At 70.7% G+C, this 15,304-nt stretch carries 15 protein-coding genes and 1 pseudogene; 3 read left to right on the top strand and 13 right to left on the bottom strand.

Annotated features, from left to right (window positions below):
• Nucleotides 1–9: 9 nt before the first annotated feature.
• From ACIHCX_RS35815 to lxmK, 9 genes are all read right to left on the bottom strand, one after another.
• Nucleotides 10–750, bottom strand: a complete 741-nt coding sequence (locus ACIHCX_RS35815; RefSeq protein WP_400037127.1) for a BTAD domain-containing putative transcriptional regulator — start codon at nt 748–750, stop codon at nt 10–12.
• Between the two features lie 360 nt (nt 751–1,110).
• Nucleotides 1,111–1,287: a hypothetical protein gene (locus ACIHCX_RS35820; protein WP_400037129.1), complete on the bottom strand. Its 177-nt coding sequence runs from the start codon at nt 1,285–1,287 to the stop codon at nt 1,111–1,113.
• 121 nt (nt 1,288–1,408) lie between these two features.
• Nucleotides 1,409–2,353 (bottom strand): sulfotransferase family protein, encoded by a 945-nt coding sequence (locus ACIHCX_RS35825; protein WP_400037131.1) that lies wholly within the window; start codon nt 2,351–2,353, stop codon nt 1,409–1,411.
• Nucleotides 2,350–2,940 (bottom strand): hypothetical protein, encoded by a 591-nt coding sequence (locus ACIHCX_RS35830; RefSeq protein WP_400037133.1) that lies wholly within the window; start codon nt 2,938–2,940, stop codon nt 2,350–2,352. Before ACIHCX_RS35830 ends, ACIHCX_RS35825 begins: the two co-directional genes overlap by 4 nt.
• Nucleotides 2,937–4,562 carry a hypothetical protein gene (locus ACIHCX_RS35835; protein WP_400037135.1) on the bottom strand — a complete coding sequence of 542 codons (1,626 nt, stop codon included), beginning with the start codon at nt 4,560–4,562 and terminating at the stop codon, nt 2,937–2,939. The genes ACIHCX_RS35830 and ACIHCX_RS35835 overlap by 4 nt, the downstream gene beginning before the upstream one ends.
• Complete coding sequence (locus tag ACIHCX_RS35840; protein WP_400037138.1) at nt 4,559–5,203, bottom strand: TOMM precursor leader peptide-binding protein; 645 nt, start codon at nt 5,201–5,203, stop codon at nt 4,559–4,561. Before ACIHCX_RS35840 ends, ACIHCX_RS35835 begins: the two co-directional genes overlap by 4 nt.
• Nucleotides 5,182–6,456, bottom strand: a complete 1,275-nt coding sequence (locus tag ACIHCX_RS35845; RefSeq protein ID WP_400037140.1) for a YcaO-like family protein — start codon at nt 6,454–6,456, stop codon at nt 5,182–5,184. The genes ACIHCX_RS35840 and ACIHCX_RS35845 overlap by 22 nt, the downstream gene beginning before the upstream one ends.
• A gap of 29 nt (nt 6,457–6,485) precedes the next feature.
• Nucleotides 6,486–7,478 (bottom strand): T3SS effector HopA1 family protein, encoded by a 993-nt coding sequence (locus ACIHCX_RS35850; protein ID WP_400037142.1) that lies wholly within the window; start codon nt 7,476–7,478, stop codon nt 6,486–6,488.
• On the bottom strand, nt 7,462–8,568 hold the full coding sequence (gene lxmK / locus ACIHCX_RS35855) for a class V lanthionine synthetase subunit LxmK (protein WP_400037144.1): 1,107 nt from the start codon (nt 8,566–8,568) through the stop codon (nt 7,462–7,464). Before lxmK ends, ACIHCX_RS35850 begins: the two co-directional genes overlap by 17 nt.
• Nucleotides 8,569–8,808: 240 nt before the next feature.
• Here lxmK and ACIHCX_RS35860 point away from each other — a divergent pair, with 240 nt between their 5' ends.
• Entirely contained in the window at nt 8,809–9,501 is a 693-nt protein-coding gene (locus tag ACIHCX_RS35860; RefSeq protein WP_400037146.1) for a 2OG-Fe(II) oxygenase, read from the top strand.
• 46 nt (nt 9,502–9,547) lie between these two features.
• On the opposite strand, the gene ACIHCX_RS35865 is transcribed toward ACIHCX_RS35860, so the two are convergent.
• The 4 genes and pseudogenes from ACIHCX_RS35865 to ACIHCX_RS35880 form a co-directional block, all read right to left on the bottom strand.
• Nucleotides 9,548–10,840, bottom strand: a complete 1,293-nt coding sequence (locus ACIHCX_RS35865) for a sulfate adenylyltransferase subunit 1 (protein WP_400037148.1) — start codon at nt 10,838–10,840, stop codon at nt 9,548–9,550.
• A gap of 2 nt (nt 10,841–10,842) precedes the next feature.
• On the bottom strand, nt 10,843–11,784 hold the full coding sequence (gene cysD, locus ACIHCX_RS35870; RefSeq protein ID WP_400037150.1) for a sulfate adenylyltransferase subunit CysD: 942 nt from the start codon (nt 11,782–11,784) through the stop codon (nt 10,843–10,845).
• Nucleotides 11,781–12,359, bottom strand: coding sequence for an adenylyl-sulfate kinase (cysC, locus tag ACIHCX_RS35875; RefSeq protein WP_400037212.1), 579 nt, complete (start codon nt 12,357–12,359; stop codon nt 11,781–11,783). Before cysC ends, cysD begins: the two co-directional genes overlap by 4 nt.
• Nucleotides 12,360–13,325: 966 nt before the next feature.
• Nucleotides 13,326–13,802: pseudogene (locus ACIHCX_RS35880) on the bottom strand (FAD/NAD(P)-binding protein); the annotation flags it as partial.
• A gap of 155 nt (nt 13,803–13,957) precedes the next feature.
• Here ACIHCX_RS35880 and ACIHCX_RS35885 point away from each other — a divergent pair.
• Together ACIHCX_RS35885 and ACIHCX_RS35890 are read left to right on the top strand one after the other, a co-directional pair.
• Nucleotides 13,958–14,419 carry an RrF2 family transcriptional regulator gene (locus ACIHCX_RS35885; RefSeq protein ID WP_400037152.1) on the top strand — a complete coding sequence of 154 codons (462 nt, stop codon included), beginning with the start codon at nt 13,958–13,960 and terminating at the stop codon, nt 14,417–14,419.
• A 104-nt stretch (nt 14,420–14,523) separates the two neighbouring features.
• The gene (locus ACIHCX_RS35890) at nt 14,524–15,303 is read left to right on the top strand and encodes a hypothetical protein (RefSeq protein WP_400037154.1); all 780 of its coding nucleotides are present in this window, start codon (nt 14,524–14,526) and stop codon (nt 15,301–15,303) included.
• Nucleotide 15,304 lies beyond the last annotated feature (1 nt).

A 15,304-nucleotide genomic window follows, 5' to 3' on the forward strand; every position in this document is an offset into this window, starting at 1 on the left:
ATCCGTCCTTCAGCCTCGGCGTGACGGCGACAAGCCGGTGAGCCGTTCCCGGTGGGGGAGTTCGGAGGCCGGCACGCTGCTCAGCATCTGCTGCTGGAGGTCGCGCAGCTCGGTGAGCGGCTCCATGCCCAGTTCCTGCACCAGCCGGCTGCGGAGTGAGCGGAACAGGTCCAGTGCCTCGTTGCGCCGCCCGCAGCGGTACAGGGCGGTCATCAGCTGGGCGTGCAGTCCCTCGCGCAGCGGGTGGAGCAGGACCAGCCGGTTCAGGTCGGTCACCACCTCGGCGGGGCGGCCGATCTGGAGCAGGGTGCCGATGCGCTCCTCCATGACGGTCAGCCGGAGCTCCTCCAGGTGGGCCGCCTCGGCGTCGGCGTACGGGCCGCTCGCTCCGGTGAGGGCCGTGCCCTGCCACAGCGCCAGCGCCTCGTCGTAGTCGTCGAGGGCCGCACCGGGGGTCCCGTTGATCACCGCCTGCCTGGCGCTGCGGACCCGGGCGAGGAACTGGCCGAAGTCGAGCTGGTCGCCCTCGAGGCGTATCGCGTAACCCGAAGGCTTTGTCTCGATGCCGTTGAACCCGTGGTGAGCCAGGGACCGCCGCAGTTCGGAGACCAGGGTGCGCACCCGTGTCTCCGGCGCCATGGGCAGCGGTCTTCCCCACAGCGCGTCCATGAGCAGGGTGTTGGTGACGGCGCAGTTGGCCTGGAGCAGCAGCACGGCCAGCAGTGAGCGCTGCTTTCCGCTGAGCCGCACGATCCCGGTGTCTGTCCGGGCCTCGACCACACCAAGTATCCGAAATTTCAAGGAGTTTGACAACGTAGTTATTCTCCCCATTTTCGCGACATGCCCGTGTCCCACTCCGAACGACTGCGGATTACGCATTCGTCAAAGCCGACCCGGCAGTCCTCACCCTGGCATTACTGATTAGCCATCGGCTTGCCACTCACTTGCCAAGGGTCGCCCATCGCGGCGAAAAGACTCGGCGCAGGCGGTTCATCCCCTTTCAGGGACTACGCAGGACGCACCGCTCCTCGAACGCACAGGACGAGGAGCGCGGCGGTCCGGAAAGCAGAGAGATTCGTGACCGCCGCGCTCCGTTCATCGGGTGCGCACTCAGATGGTCGGCTCAGGCGCAGCCGGCGACGTGGTGCAGCAGGCTCCGGTGCTGCCCGTCGGCCAGCAGTCGGTCCAGCCGGGGCTCTCCTCGATGCCCATCAGGGCGCTCGCCACGAGCGACTCCCAGCCGGACTCGGACACGTCACGAACCGTCATTTCCTGCGTCGGCGACATGGTACTTCCTTTCTCGTCGGTTTCTTCTCGGTTCGGCCTGTTCTCCACCGCTCGGCGGAGAACGGACCGAACCGGCGAACAGCCATTTCCGCACAGCAGCCACCGCTCCTATTCGGTCGGGTCAGTAGCCCAATTCACTTGCCAGCACCGACATTCGCCGGCACATCTCGTCCGGCAGATCCCATTCCGGGTCGAACTCCACCGGACCCGGGTCCGGTGCCCGCCTGAGATCAGGTGCGCTGAAGAACTTGTGATCGCCCCCGTACAGCCCACCCGCCGGACCGTTGTTGGCGAACGTCCACGACTCCGGGTGCACCATGCGGTCGACGACCGCGTCCCCGCTCTCCAGCCCGAGCCAGTCGAGGATCCGGCGCAGCCACACCCGCGGCTCGTTGACCAGGTCCTCGCCGCGTACCCGCATCCATTGCTCCTGCGGCAGTTCGCCAAGCATCCGCATGATCCGACGGTGGGACAGGTACCAGGAGGACGCGGCTCCCACGACGCGGACCTTGCGGTGGGTGAGGTACCGCTGGTTCTGCTCGTGCATCGAGCGCTGCGTCGTCACCGGATGCCGGGTGAGGTGGATGAAGCGGGCACGGGGATAACTGCTCAGACACCGGGCGAGGGAGTCGTCCGTGGCCACCGTGTCGGGCGACTTCTCCGCTCCGATCAGCGGAGAGACCCTGTCCAGCAGGTGGTCCAGCACGGCGGACGTCGGCCAGTCGGGGCGCTCCTTCAGCCAGTTCTCCGCCCGAGCCACCGCCTCCTCGCTCTGCTCCCCTTCGTGGACCTGGGCGATGGCGCGGCAGACCCCGCTCAAGCGGGACTTGCGGTACTCCGGCGGAAACCGCTCCGCCTCGGTGCCCTCCTCTCCCGCCAGGTCGGCCACCCTCTCGTTGGCGAAGACGAGCAGTTCGGGGAAGCCGTAGATCCGCGGGTGCCCAGCCAGCAGGGCCAGGGCGATCGTCGAGAACGAACGCGGCGGCGAGAGGATGAAGACGGGTTCCGGATGGCCGGTGGGCCGGGCGTCGCGGGGTGCCGCGCCGCCAGGGACGACTGTGGTCATGTGAGGCTCCCATCAGTAGGGCGGGCGGTGACGGTCAGCACGTGGCGCAGCCCCGGACGCACCTGCCGGACGGCCGAGGTCACCGGGCGCAGGCCGCGGGTGTGGATGCGGCTGCCCAGACCCTGGTCGGCCGCGGCCCGGTCCAGTGCGCGGGCGAGCGCCCCGGCCCCCACCAGCAGGTCGGGGTACGCCGTCGGCGTCCTCCCGACGGACATGCGGCCGAAGTCCACGCAGACGAGGAAGAGCAGCCCGTCGTCCGGGAACGCCCCGGCGAGGGCGTCCCCGCACGAAGGGTCCGCCCGGAACGGCACCGCACCGCCGCCCGTGGCCGGAGCGAACCGTGCCGCCCAGCCTCCGGCGCGGCCCGTCACGAGGACGCCGTACGGGGCCGGCTGCGCCACCACCAGCCGGTGCGCACGGAAGGCGGCTTCCAGAACAGCCGTGGACGGCTCGCCGGGCGGGTCGCTGCCGGGCGCCAGGGCAAGTTCCGGCCGGTGGTCCGGCTCCGTGGACGCCAGGGGAGCGCGCATGCCCCGGCATCCGCGTTCCACCGCGGCGACCAGGTCGGCCGGGGACACGAAGGTCATCGGCGTACCTCCCCTGTTTCCCGGCCGCCCGTCAGCGCGGCCACCGTGGCCACGCTCTGCCGTGTCGGATCGAGTTCGAGAATCCCGGACAGGCCACCGCTCCATCCCAGCCGGAAGGAGAGCTGGACCTCCTGCTCCTGCGCTGCGGCTGCCAGGTTCATGGCCGCGATCCCCGCCGCCACGTGCGCCGCGCGCCAGGCCTCGTCCCCCGCCTCGGCGGCAAGGGCACCGGCGTCCGCGACGAGGACGATCGCCGCCGCCGGGGCGGCGGCCTCGGGGCCCGGGCCGCCAGGCAGCAGCGCGGTCCGCCACACCGGGGTGTCGGCCCGCACGGACAGCAGCCGGTGGCGGATGTCGTCGTAGCGGAAGACCTGGCCGGGCGGGGCGGAGGAGCCGAACTCGCCGAGTACGTAGGCGGCGACGGCCGCCGGTGCCGGACCGCCTTGCTGCGAAGGGCCATTGGTGCCCACCGCGGACGGCAGGAGTGCCGCCAGCGTCCCCAGCGTGTCCGCGCCGTGCGGCCCATCCTCAGGAGTGTCGTCCAAGGCGGCCGCGGCCCGCGCATCGGGAAGTTCCACCCAGGGTGAGGTGGGGAGCAGCACGCGGCGCTCCGCCACCCTCCGCAGGCGTTGCCGTCGGGGCGCGAGTGTGCGCGGGGTGGGGGTCAGCCGTCGGGGCGGCTGGGCGTAGTGCCACTCGTAGCCGTCGGCCAGCCGCACGGCATCGTCCACGGCCCGGTCGTCGCCGTCCCCGCACTCGGTGCACGAGGCCTCCGGCGCGAAGACCACGGACTCCGTGCGACCGCCCGCAACGGCGGTCCGCACCACGGTGTTGAGGGTGGCCACTGGCGTCGTCCGGGCCAGAACGGCGAGCACCTCCATGGTGGCGGCCGCGACCAGCAGTCCTTGTCCGGCATCCGGGGCGCCGTCTGCGTCCGTGGTCCCGCCGGCGCACCGGAAGCAACCGACGCAGGCCGACTCCCCCGGCCAGAACAGCGGACCGACCTCGACCGTTCCGTCCCCCCTGGCGAGCCGCAGTACGGGGGTCCCGCGGTGTCGTACTGCCGACACCCACTGCTCCAACGATCCTTCGCCGTATGGCTGTTCGGCCACCACGACGAGGTCGTAGTCCTCGGGCCGGCCCGCGTCCCCGTCCCGGGAGACCCGCCCGACGCCGCTGGCGATCAGGTCCTCTTCCAGGTCCGTTGCCGACAACTCGTCGGCGATCAGCAGCACATGCGCATGTGACAGCTCCTCCAGCACCGAGTCGGCCGACCGGTGGCCGCCGGTGAGGGCGGCCACCCGGGAGTAATACGTGACGGTCTCCGCAGGGACGGCCCACTCCTGCTCGGCGCCACCGGACTCCAGGACGCCCCAGTCGTCCAGCAGTTCCAGAGCGTCGGCGAGGGCGGTGGGCTCGACGGCGAGCCGTGCGCACAACTCCTCCGGGCCGTGCCGTCCGTCCAGCAGGGGCAGCAGTTCGCCCAGGAAACCGGTGACCGCCTCGCCGCCGAGCAGCATCCGGTGCGGACCGCCCTCGACGACCAGCCCGTCGGGAGCCTCGGCGAGCACGAGCCCGCGGCAGAGCGCGGGACCGATGCGCGGCAGCGCGGTGCGTGTCATCGCCGCACCTCCGCCACCTGGCGACGCGGACACGGCGCCGGCAGGGCCGAGGTGAGCCGCTGAAGCGCGCCCCTGTCCGCCGCGCCCACGTCACAGCGCTCGCAGCCGTGCCAGGGCACGACCCGGTCGGCGTCCACGCCCCATTCCCGCAGCCGGACCGTGCTCACCAGCCCGGGGCCGGTTCCGGGAGCGCCGTCCGCGTAGGCCGCCGCGACGGCCGCGGCCGCCCTGGCGTGGTGGGGCAGAAAGCCGCCGGGGCCCAAGGACGGGTCCCGGTCGTAGCGGTGCTTCAGCAGCGCGGTGATGGGGGCCTGGAGGTCGTGCTGGCTACGACGACGCTCGTAGCAGCGGAAACAGGGCGCCTGGGCGGGACGGACCAGGGGGCCGACCCGGACGACCGCCGTCTCCAGTACGACCGGCAGCCAGCTGCGTCCGGCCTCGTGAGCCATCGAGTCCAGTCTGCGGAAGAGGGCGGGCTCGGGGCGCCACGCGGCCAGTACCACAGGGCCGCTGAACTTCTCGATGGCGCACCGCAGTTGGGTGACCTCGAGCAGTTCCGTTCCGGGGCGCAGCCCGGACAGGACCCGGCCGACCTGCTCACCGAAGCCACCGGTGGCGATCACAGGAAGGGTTGGGGCCATGGGTTCAGCTCCTCCTCCGGTCGGCTGGGACAGCCCATCGCGGTGGGCGCGGCGTACAGGCGCGGATGGGCCCGGTACTGCCCGGACCGGTGGAAGGTCAGTGGTTGCAGCGCCGGGACGACGACGCACACGGCCGTCAGTCCGGCCGCGGCCAGCTCGCGTGTGGTCCGGTCGACGGCGACCACCTGCATGCCCTGTTCCGAGAGCCGGGTGAGCACCTCGGCCAGGGCGTCGGCCGCGTCGTGCGGCAGTGCCGGGCGGTCCTCGGCCCGGCACGTACGGTGCTGCCCGAGCAGGAAGTCGAAGGCGTGCTGCCGCTCCGGCCCGCCCATGAACTGCGCACCGGCCATGACCAGGGCGTAGCTGTCCGGGTCGGCGCGGTGGAACAGGGCACGCGCCGGTACGGATTCGAGCAGGGCCTTCTCCGCCGCCTCGGTCAGGTCACGGCCGGCGGCGCAGCTCACCGATCTGCGGCAGGCGTCGTCGTGTTCGGCGACCTGTACGCAGTAGACGGTGGGCACCCCCGTGTCGGTGGTCGCATCGTAGAAGTACGTGTCGACGAAGTGCCGTTCGCAGTGGCCGAGCAGTGCGTCGAGCACCGGTGTGGGCGGGCCGAACTCGATACGCGGCAGTGGCAGCATCTGCAGCCAGGTGAGCGCTGCCGCGTCCCGCTCGCACACCTCGCACAGACCGCGCAGCATGGCCTCGGCCGGGTCGGAGTGCACCGCGTAGCCGGTGGAGATGCGGTTCCAGAAGCGCTCCGCCGGGGCGAGCTTTCGCATGCCGTGGCGCGCCATGACGGCCGGGACCCACACCGTGTCGTGCGTGGCCATGTCGACGCCCCGCACCCACCGGACGCGTTCGTCGTCCCGGTACGGGACGACCGGGCAGCGGCCGCTCGCGTACTCGCGTTCCGAGCAGCGCGGCAGGGCCGTCGTGTCCAGTACCGGGCCGTCGAGTTCGGCCTGCGTCGCCCAGATCTCCGCGGTGACGCGGAAGTCGGCGCCCGCGTAGCGCTCGGCCGCCTCCGCGACGGCGATCAGCTCCGCCGTGGCCGGGTCCGCCATGCTGCGTCCGCTGCCGCGGAACTCCGCGGGCCGGTCCACTCCGGGTGCGGCGCCGACCTTCGCGGAGGCCAGGGCCAGTGCGCCGAGTCCCGTGACGGGCGCCCCCGGCAGCACCTCCGAGACGACACCGTACGGGGACACGAGCGCACGCAGGTCTGCTGCCAGCTCCGCCGAGAACCCGTCCACGCCCCTCCTCTCCGTCAGTGCCTGTGCCGTCATCGCCGTGCGGGTTCGGGCCCGGTCGGGGCGAAGTCGAGTTGCGGGGAGTCCTCGCTGCGAAACGGCGCCAGCGGATCGATTCCGGCTTCCCGCAGCGCCTGTGCGACCGCCTCGCTGCGGGTGCCCGTGCGGGTTCCGAGGACGTGGTCCACGAGCCCCTGCGCCACGGCGGTGGCCCGGTGCTGTCCGAAGCTGAGACCAGAGGGGCCGCGGGTCCGGCGGGCGAAGGGATGCCAGGCCGTCGAGACCCCCGGCGCCAGTCGCCGGGCGAAGACCGACACCTCGTCGCCGATGCCGGGCAGGCCGTCCACCGCGTCCGCGACGTCCAGGGCCGCGTCCCAGCCGTCGGGTCCCAGGAAGACCACCAGAGCGTCACGGCGCGGCAGCAGCAGCGGGGAGGAGGACACCTTGGCGCGGTAGGTGACGCCCCTGTCCTCCAGGCGGTGCAGCACCGCCGCCCAGGCCGCCGGCACCGCCTCGATGTCACGCAGATGCACGTACACCCGCAGGATCGGCTTGCGCACGGAGCGCCCGCGGCTGCCGTCGGCGAGGAAGAAGCCCGGCGACAGGGCGGGGCGCGCGGCGGGCATCGACAGGTGCACCACGCCTTCGCCGTGCTCCGGTGCCTCGGCCACAAGCCTCTCCTGCGGCACCCACACCCGCGTGCCGTCGATGGAGGCCAGCAGTTCACCGTCCCGGCGCCCGTCCACCCGTGCGCTCGTCACCGTGTCCCGGTGCGGCATCACCCGGGTCAGTTCGGCCTCCAGGTCGCCGTCGCGGGCGACGCCTTTCGTCTTGTACGTGTCGGGGGCCCGTCCGGCGTGCAGGAACTCGTAAAGACCCCACCTCAGCACCACGGAGAGATGCCGCGTGCTGTTCCCCTCAAGAGTGTGGCCGTCGATGTGCGCGGCCATTCCGTCAGGCTCCAACTCGACCTTTTCCAAGGCGCTTTCCAGCTCCGGCAGCAGCACGTCACCTGCTTGCGACATCGAACTCACCCATTCCCAGAAGTCCGGTGATCTGGGCCGGCATCAGCAATGCCTGGCGCCCGATTCCATTCGCCACGTACTGCGTCATGCTCAGCACCGCCAGTTTGGCCACCACACTGAACATCCGGTCGTAAAGGTGCCATCCCGCGAATGCCGCGACCCGCAGCGGGAAACCGGGGTCGTCGGCCGCGCGCACCGATCGGTAGCCGTCCCAGAACTGCGTCACCATGGGCTGGATCGCCCGCAGTTCCACGGCCGCCTGCGCCATGACCTCCTCGCGGCTGGCGTCGATCACCGCCTTCGACTGGGCCGCGTGTCCCGTGTACAGCACCCGGGCCGCCCGGTCGGCCGCCAGGTAGAGCCACTCCCCGACGAACATGCCCACGTCGCGGGCCGGGTCGGCGAGCCGGAACTCCTCCCAGTCGATGATCTGCGCCCGCCCGCCGGTGACGAGGACCTGGTCGAGCCTGAAGTCACCGTGCGTCGGCACCTTCCGCGCCTCGTCCTCCGCGCGGCGCAGCGTCCGCAGGGCGCCCTTGACCTCCTCGTCCTGCTGAAGCAGCCGCCACCCCTGGAGCACGGCCGCGCTCGCCGCCTGGTACTGCCTGAGCGACAGGCCCTCCAGCGGTTCCAGCGGCGGGTACGGGGAGGCGGAGGCGTCGATGGAGTCGTGGCAGGACGGCGGCAGCGCGTGCAGCGCGCCGATCGTCTCACCCAGTACCCGGGCCAGCGCGGGGTCGAGCCGGCCTTCACGCGCCAGTTCGTCGGCCGGTTCGGCTCCCTCGACCAACTCGAACACAAGGAGGTTGCGGTCGTCGTCGGCGCCCAGCAGAGCGGGCGTGGACAGTCCGGGCACCTCCAGCGCCTCGAAGGACCTGACCCGCCTGATGCCTGGAGCCGGGCAGCCCAGTGAGGAGTTCAGCTGCTTGACGAAGATCCCACGTCCCAGCGTCGTGAAGCCCGAGCACTTCTTGTGCCGGCCTGGATGGCCGGCCACCCGGTCCGGCGACAGTTCGCCGAGACCAAGACGTTCGAGGAATGGGTTGACCAAGGTGAAGTCCGGGATTCGCGCACCGTTCGACGGAAGCATAGTGTCGAGTCTTGCCGCCGTTCGTACGCGGCACATACGAACCCCGCACGCACATGCCCGATGCCTGCCCCGAAACACCGGCAGGGCTCGCCATTCGCCGCCGGATACGAACCGCATACGGACCGCGCACTCCCTTGGCAAAGGCAATTGACGTGCCGCCTCGGCGGTGAATAGCGTCGGTGTCTCGATTGCGTACTTCCGGTGCGGAGCGACCGGACGCGAAAAGTGCGGAGGAATGCGATGACCGAGGCGGTGGACACGAAAACGGCGCCGGACGCGCCGTTGAGCGTGCACGCGATATGGCAGGCCTCGACGAAGGTCTGCCGCATCACCGACTTCCTGCCCGCGGCGATGGCCGGACAGCTCCTGGAACGGGCCACCTCGACCACCCGGGACGACCTGCTGCCCGCACGTGTACGCGGAAACCAGCTGGACACCCGCACTCGCCGCTCCCTGACCCACCGCGGCTTTCCGGCACCGGAGTTGCTGGCAGCCATCGAGGCGGTGCGCGGCCAGGTGGAGAGGGTTCTCGGGGTCTCCTGCGCCGGCACGGAGCCGTCCTACACGCTGAACGTGCACAACGACGGCGACTTCTACCGCGCCCACCAGGACGTCAGCTCCCAGGACGCCGCGACGGGTGTCCTGGCCGCCCGGCGCGTACTGACCTTCGTGTACTACCTGCACCGGACGCCGGTCCCGTTCACCGGCGGGGCGCTGCGGGTGTACGACGCGACCGTGCCGCTCGACGCCCACCACTCGGGTCTACGCCGAGAGGACTGCACGTATCGCGACTACGGGCCGGACCACAACAGCATCGTCTTCTTCCTCCCGTCGTCGCTGCACGAGGTGATGCCCGTCAGCTGCCCCGGCGGGGACCACGCGGACAGCCGCTTCGCGGTCAACGGCTGGCTGTGCCGCCCGGACGGGACCTGAGGCCCTCCTGAGGGTCGGGGTAGCGCCCCGGCGCTGGACGCACAGGTCAGTCGGACGCCGCAACGCGAACGGCCATGCCCGCGGTGAGCGTGCTGCCGTCGCTGGGGTCGATCAGGATGAAGGAGCCGGTGCGCCGGTTGTCCGCGTAGGAGTCGAGCGCCAGCGGTTCGGCGGTGCGCAACACAACCCGGCCGATGTCGTTCGTGCTCAACTCCTCCGTGCCACCGTGCCGTTCGAGTGTGTCGACGTTCATCCGCTGCGGTATGTGCCTGACCAGGGCGCGGACCGTGCGGGTCGTGTGCTTCAGCAGCACCCGGTCGCCGACGCGCAGCGGCCGCTCGTGCACATGGCACACGGTCGCCTCGATGTCCTTACTGAGAGCAGGCGCGGCCTTCGTCGGCGCGATCAGGTCGCCGCGGGAGACGTCGACATCGTCCTCCAGCAGAAGGGTCACCGACTGCGGGGTCCAAGCCACGTCGACGGGTCGGCCCAGCAGGTCGATGCCGCAGATCCTCGTCGTGCGGCCGGACGGCAGGACCGTGACCTGCTCCCCGACCCGGAACACACCGGACGCGATCTGGCCCGCATACCCCCGGTAGTCCGGATGCTCGGCGGTCTGTGGGCGGATCACGTGCTGCACGGGCAGCCGGGCGTGGGAGTGCGCCAGATCGTGGCTGACCGGCACGGTCTCCAGATGCTCCAGGACGGTCGGGCCGCCGTACCAGTCCATGGTCACGGACGGTTCCACCACGTTGTCACCGGCCAGTGCCGAGATCGGGATCGCGGTGACCTCGGGGACTCCCAGTTCGCTCGCGTACGCCGTGAACTCCTCGGCGATCGAGGCGAACACGGACTCCTCGTACCCGACAAGGTCCATCTTGTTGACCGCCAGGACGACGTGCGGGACGCGTAGCAGGGCCGCTATCGCCGCGTGCCGCCGGGTTTGCTCGACCACGCCGTTGCGGGCGTCGACCAGGATCACGGCCAGCTCGGCCGTGGAGGCACCGGTGACCATGTTCCGCGTGTACTGCACGTGGCCCGGCGTGTCGGCCAGGATGAACCGGCGCCTGGGCGTGGCGAAGTAGCGGTAGGCCACGTCGATGGTGATGCCCTGCTCCCGCTCCGCGCGCAGACCGTCCGTCAGCAGCGCCAGGTCGGGTCCGTCCTGGCCACGGCGTGCGGACGCCCGCTCCACGGCCTCCAACTGGTCGGCGAGGACCGACTTGGAGTCGTGCAGCAGCCGCCCCACGAGCGTGGACTTGCCGTCGTCGACGGACCCGGCGGTGGCGAACCGTAGCAGCGTGGTGGCCGCGAGCGTATCGGTCGTGGTCGTGCTCATCCTCAGAAGTACCCCTCGCGCTTGCGGTCTTCCATCGCGGCCTCGGACAGCCTGTCGTCGGCACGGGTCGCGCCCCGCTCGGTGAGCCGGGACGCGGTGATCTCGGCGATCACGGCGTCCTGCGTGGTCGCGTCGGAGTCCACGGCGCCGGTGCAGGACATGTCACCGACCGTCCGGTAGCGCACGATCCGCTTCTCGACGCGCTCGCCGTCCTTCGGGCCGCCCCACTCACCGGCCGTCAGCCACATGCCGTTGCGCTCGAACACCTCGCGTTCGTGCGCGAAGTAGATCTCCGGCAGCTCGACGCCCTCACGATCGATGTACTGCCACACGTCGAGCTCGGTCCAGTTCGCCAGCGGGAACACCCGTACGTGCTCACCGGGGACGTGCCGGCCGTTGTACAGGTTCCACAGCTCGGGCCGCTGCCGGCGCGGGTCCCACTGGGAGAACTCGTCGCGCAGCGAGAACACCCGCTCCTTGGCGCGCGCCTTTTCCTCGTCCCTGCGTCCGCCGCCGAAGACGGCGTCGAACTTCTCGTTCTGGATCTTCTCCGTCAGCGGCAGGGTCTGCAGCGGATTACGGGTGCCGTCGGGACGCTCCCTGAGCGCGCCGCGGTCGATGTAGTCCTGCACGGACGCCACGTGCAGGCGCAGTCCGTGCCTGGCCACCGTACGGTCGCGGTACGCCAGCACCTCGGGGAAGTTGTGCCCGGTGTCCACATGCAGCAGCGAGAACGGCATCGCCGCCGGGGCGAACGCCTTCAGCGCCAGGTGCAGCATGACGATCGAATCCTTGCCACCGGAGAACAGAATCACCGGGCTCTCGAACTCACCCGCCACCTCACGAAAGATGTGCACCGCCTCGGACTCCAGCGCGTCCAGGTGCGACAGCAGGTATGCGCCGTCGGGCAGCAGCGGCGGGCTGGTCGGCACGCGTGCGGTCATATCAGCTCCCGTTCCGCGAGCATCGCGTGAACGGCATCCGCCGACTCCGGAACCGACTCGCGATGCGTGTACAGGCGCAGATCTGGTCGCTCGGGTGCCTCGTACGGGTCGTCCACGCCGGTCAGGTTCCGGATCACGCCGGCCGCCTGCCTGGCATACAGCCCCTTGACGTCCCGCGTGGCGCACACCTCCACAGGCGCCGCGACATGGATCTCCAGGTACGGAATGCGCGCGAGCTCATGGCGCCCCCGGACCGTCTCCCGGCCGGCCCGGTAGGGCGCGATGACCGGCACCAGCACGATGACACCGTTACGAGCGAGTACCTCGGCGACCATGCCGATCCGCCGCACGTTGGTGTCGCGGTCCTCGCGTGAGAAACCGAGCCCTGCCGAGAGAAAGGAGCGCATCTCGTCTCCGTCGAGAACCTCCACCCGGCGTCCCTCTGCCTGCAACCGGGCGGCCAGCTCCTGGGCGACGCTGCTCTTTCCCGCGCTGGGCAGTCCGGTCAGCCACACCGTGAAGCCCGAGAGGTGGCGGGCTTGGACCGAGGGAGGGGACGAGACGGCGGTCGGCACCTCCTCGGGGCCGGGTGGGCCGTCCTCGGTCCGCCCGGCCGCCCGTGCGGGATCCCCGGTGGTGTGAAACACCGGGACGCCGAGGATCGACCGGGCGAGGCCCGCAGCCTGCTCCCGGATCTCGGGGACAGCGGTCGTCTCCCACATCTCGCCACGCCGATGGGCTCCGAGAGTCCACAAGGAGCGGATCTGCCCGTCGCGGGACCGGAGCCGTCCCCCGGCGGTGCCGGCGAGCCCGATGCCCAGCGGCCCCGGAACGGCCAGCCCCGAGGACAACAGGCAGGCCAAGAAGGGATCACGGGAGTCGACCGGACGCAGAGCAGGACCGGAACAGTCCACCACCCAGCCGACTCGTAGGGGTGCCGAACCCGTCACCGTGACGGTCAGTGCGTCCGGCTCCACCCGGGTTGCGGTGGCCTCGCCCCTGTGCAGACGCAGTCGCCGGGCAGTTCGGAGCCGGGTGACCGTCTCTGCCGTCTCTGGTGCCATCCGGTGCCGGAGCACGTTCCACCGATGCCGGTCGGTCTGCAGGAACTCCGCTCGTTCCTCCTCTGCCAGGGAGCCCCACAAGCGGGCGGTCAGCGGCCGCAGGCCGTCGACGGCCGGCCGCCAGTCGCCCTGTGCGCGGGCCACCCGCCGGATGTGCCGCGCGACGGCCGCTCGCAGTCGAGGCAACGGCAACCCGTCCAGGGGCTCGGCCGGTTGCACCGGTGGCAGCGACGCGATGGCATGGGCGTGGGGCAGGAGACCGTGGCGGGACAGGACATGGATGGTGCGACCGGGACGGTCGAGGGTCAGAGCGACGTCCACGGCGGTAAGGCCGCTGCCGACCAACAGCACGTCCTCGCGGTCCGCGAGGGGCCCCGCCAGTGCCCCGGGACTCCAGGGATCGCTCAGGAACCGGCTCGATTCACGGAGTTCTGGCGGTGCCCACCGGGCCGAGCCGGCCAGTGGGCCGGTCGCGAGCACCACACTGTCGGCGGCGAGGCGGGAGGTGTCGGCCAGGGTCACCTCGGCGCGGTCGCCATGCCAGGCGCATGCTGTCGCACGTGCGTGTAACCGCCGGTAGGTCATCAGGCCGGCCGCCCGCTCCACGAAGGCGGCCGAAGTGGCGGCGAGATAGTCGTGGTAGTGGCCTCGAGGGACGAAGGAGCGGGCGGTCGCGGTGGGGTCGCGGTGCCGGACGAGCCAGTCGACGAAGTGGTCCGGCTGATGTGGCAGGCAGCTCATGCCGCCTGCGGGCACGTTCAGAAGATGCCGCGCGTCGTCCGTCGCAAAGGCCACGCCGGCTCCGGTCCGCGGGCTTGGATCGACCACCGTGAGCTCCACCGGCTCGCGCCGCCGGAGGGCCTCGTCGGCGACCTGTACGACGACCATGGTCCCGGAGGCTCCGGCGCCCACCACCACCAGCTGGTGAGGATCACGAGCGCGTGTGCCGAGCATCTGCGCCTTCACAAGGATTCTCCACCAAATCGATTGGTTATGTGGCGGGGCCAGACACGATGATCCTCAACACATCGTCAATTGACCACAGCCAAAGAGAGGTTGGCCTAAAGCCACCTGTCAGGGCTCCGACCACCCCAGGGAAGCTGGTGCGTATGCGGATCACGGCTCGGACGGACTATGCGATACGTGCGATGGCCGAACTCGCGCGCAGTCCACAGTCACCGCAGAAGGCTGAGCAACTGTCCGCTTCCCAGGACATACCGGCGCGTTTCCTGTTGTCGATCCTGCGCGAGCTGCGACAGCATCGGCTGGTACTCAGCAACCGCGGCCCCGACGGGGGATACCGGCTTGCCAGGCCGCCGGCGGAGATCTCCATCGCCGACGTCATCCGCGCCATTGACGGTTCACTTGCCAGCTTCCGGGATCTCAAACTCAGCGACCTCAGTTATCCAGGCGCGGCCGCCGCTCTGCCGGACGTGTGGCGCGCGGTGCGCGTGAGCCTGCGCCAGGTTCTGGAACGCGTGACGCTGGCCGACCTCGCGGTCGGCGAACTGCCTCCCTCTGTACAGCAACAGGCCCAAGAGTACCGGGATGACGTACGGCATCACTCGTAGCTCCTGTCTTCTCGATCACGATCGGAGCCGGATGGCCGGTTGTGGGGTCGTCGTACGCTGACTCCGGCCGATCGAGCACGGGGGAGTCGATGACAGCGCGGACGATGGCTCACAGCGCGGGCAGACAGCCGAACAGGGACAGTGCGAGCCGGAAGTCGCCGGGCCGGACGCGGTTCACCGGCGTGCTGCTGATCCTGCTGGCTGCGATACCGGCGGTGCTCAGCTGTCTCGCGTTCACCGCATGGCTGCCCTCCAGCGGGGAGCAACTCCGTGGCTACCGCGCAGCCGAGCCCTGCCCCGCTCGAGCGACGGCACAGGTGCGGAAGAACTGCCTGAGTACCTGGCAGATCACCGTCGTGAAGACGGAGGTGACCGGCACGAGATCCCACTGGTACAAGGTGACGCTGAAGGACGAGGGCTCCTGGCAGGGGGCCGTGGACTTCAACCACGAGCGGCCGCTTTTCGAGCGGCTGAAGCCGGGCGACCAGGTCACCGCCACCCTCTGGCGCCGCACCATCGTGGGGCTCGGCAAGGACGGCGTCGAGCAGAACACCGTGGATGTGCCCCGGGACGAGCTCCAGATGTACGCCGCCCTGGGCACGCTCGTCGGGCTCCTCGCGGCTCAGATGCTGGTGTTCGGCGCGGTACGCCTTGTCAGGCCTCGTTCCTGCGGGCCCTTCACCTGGGAGTGGTACGGCTGGCGGATCCTGGTGACGATCTTCGTCGCCTCCTTCGCGGTGGGGATGCCGGCCATGTGGCTGGGCATCCCGTGGTGGTGGGTGCCTTCCGCCATACCCGTGGTGTGCGCGGCGGTGATGCTGTACCCGCCCATGCGGCGCAGGCCCCCGGAAGTCTGGCCGGAGGATCGCCGCACAGCAGTCTGAG

This window comes from Streptomyces sp. NPDC052043 (assembly GCF_044548235.1).
GTDB lineage: Bacteria > Actinomycetota > Actinomycetes > Streptomycetales > Streptomycetaceae > Streptomyces.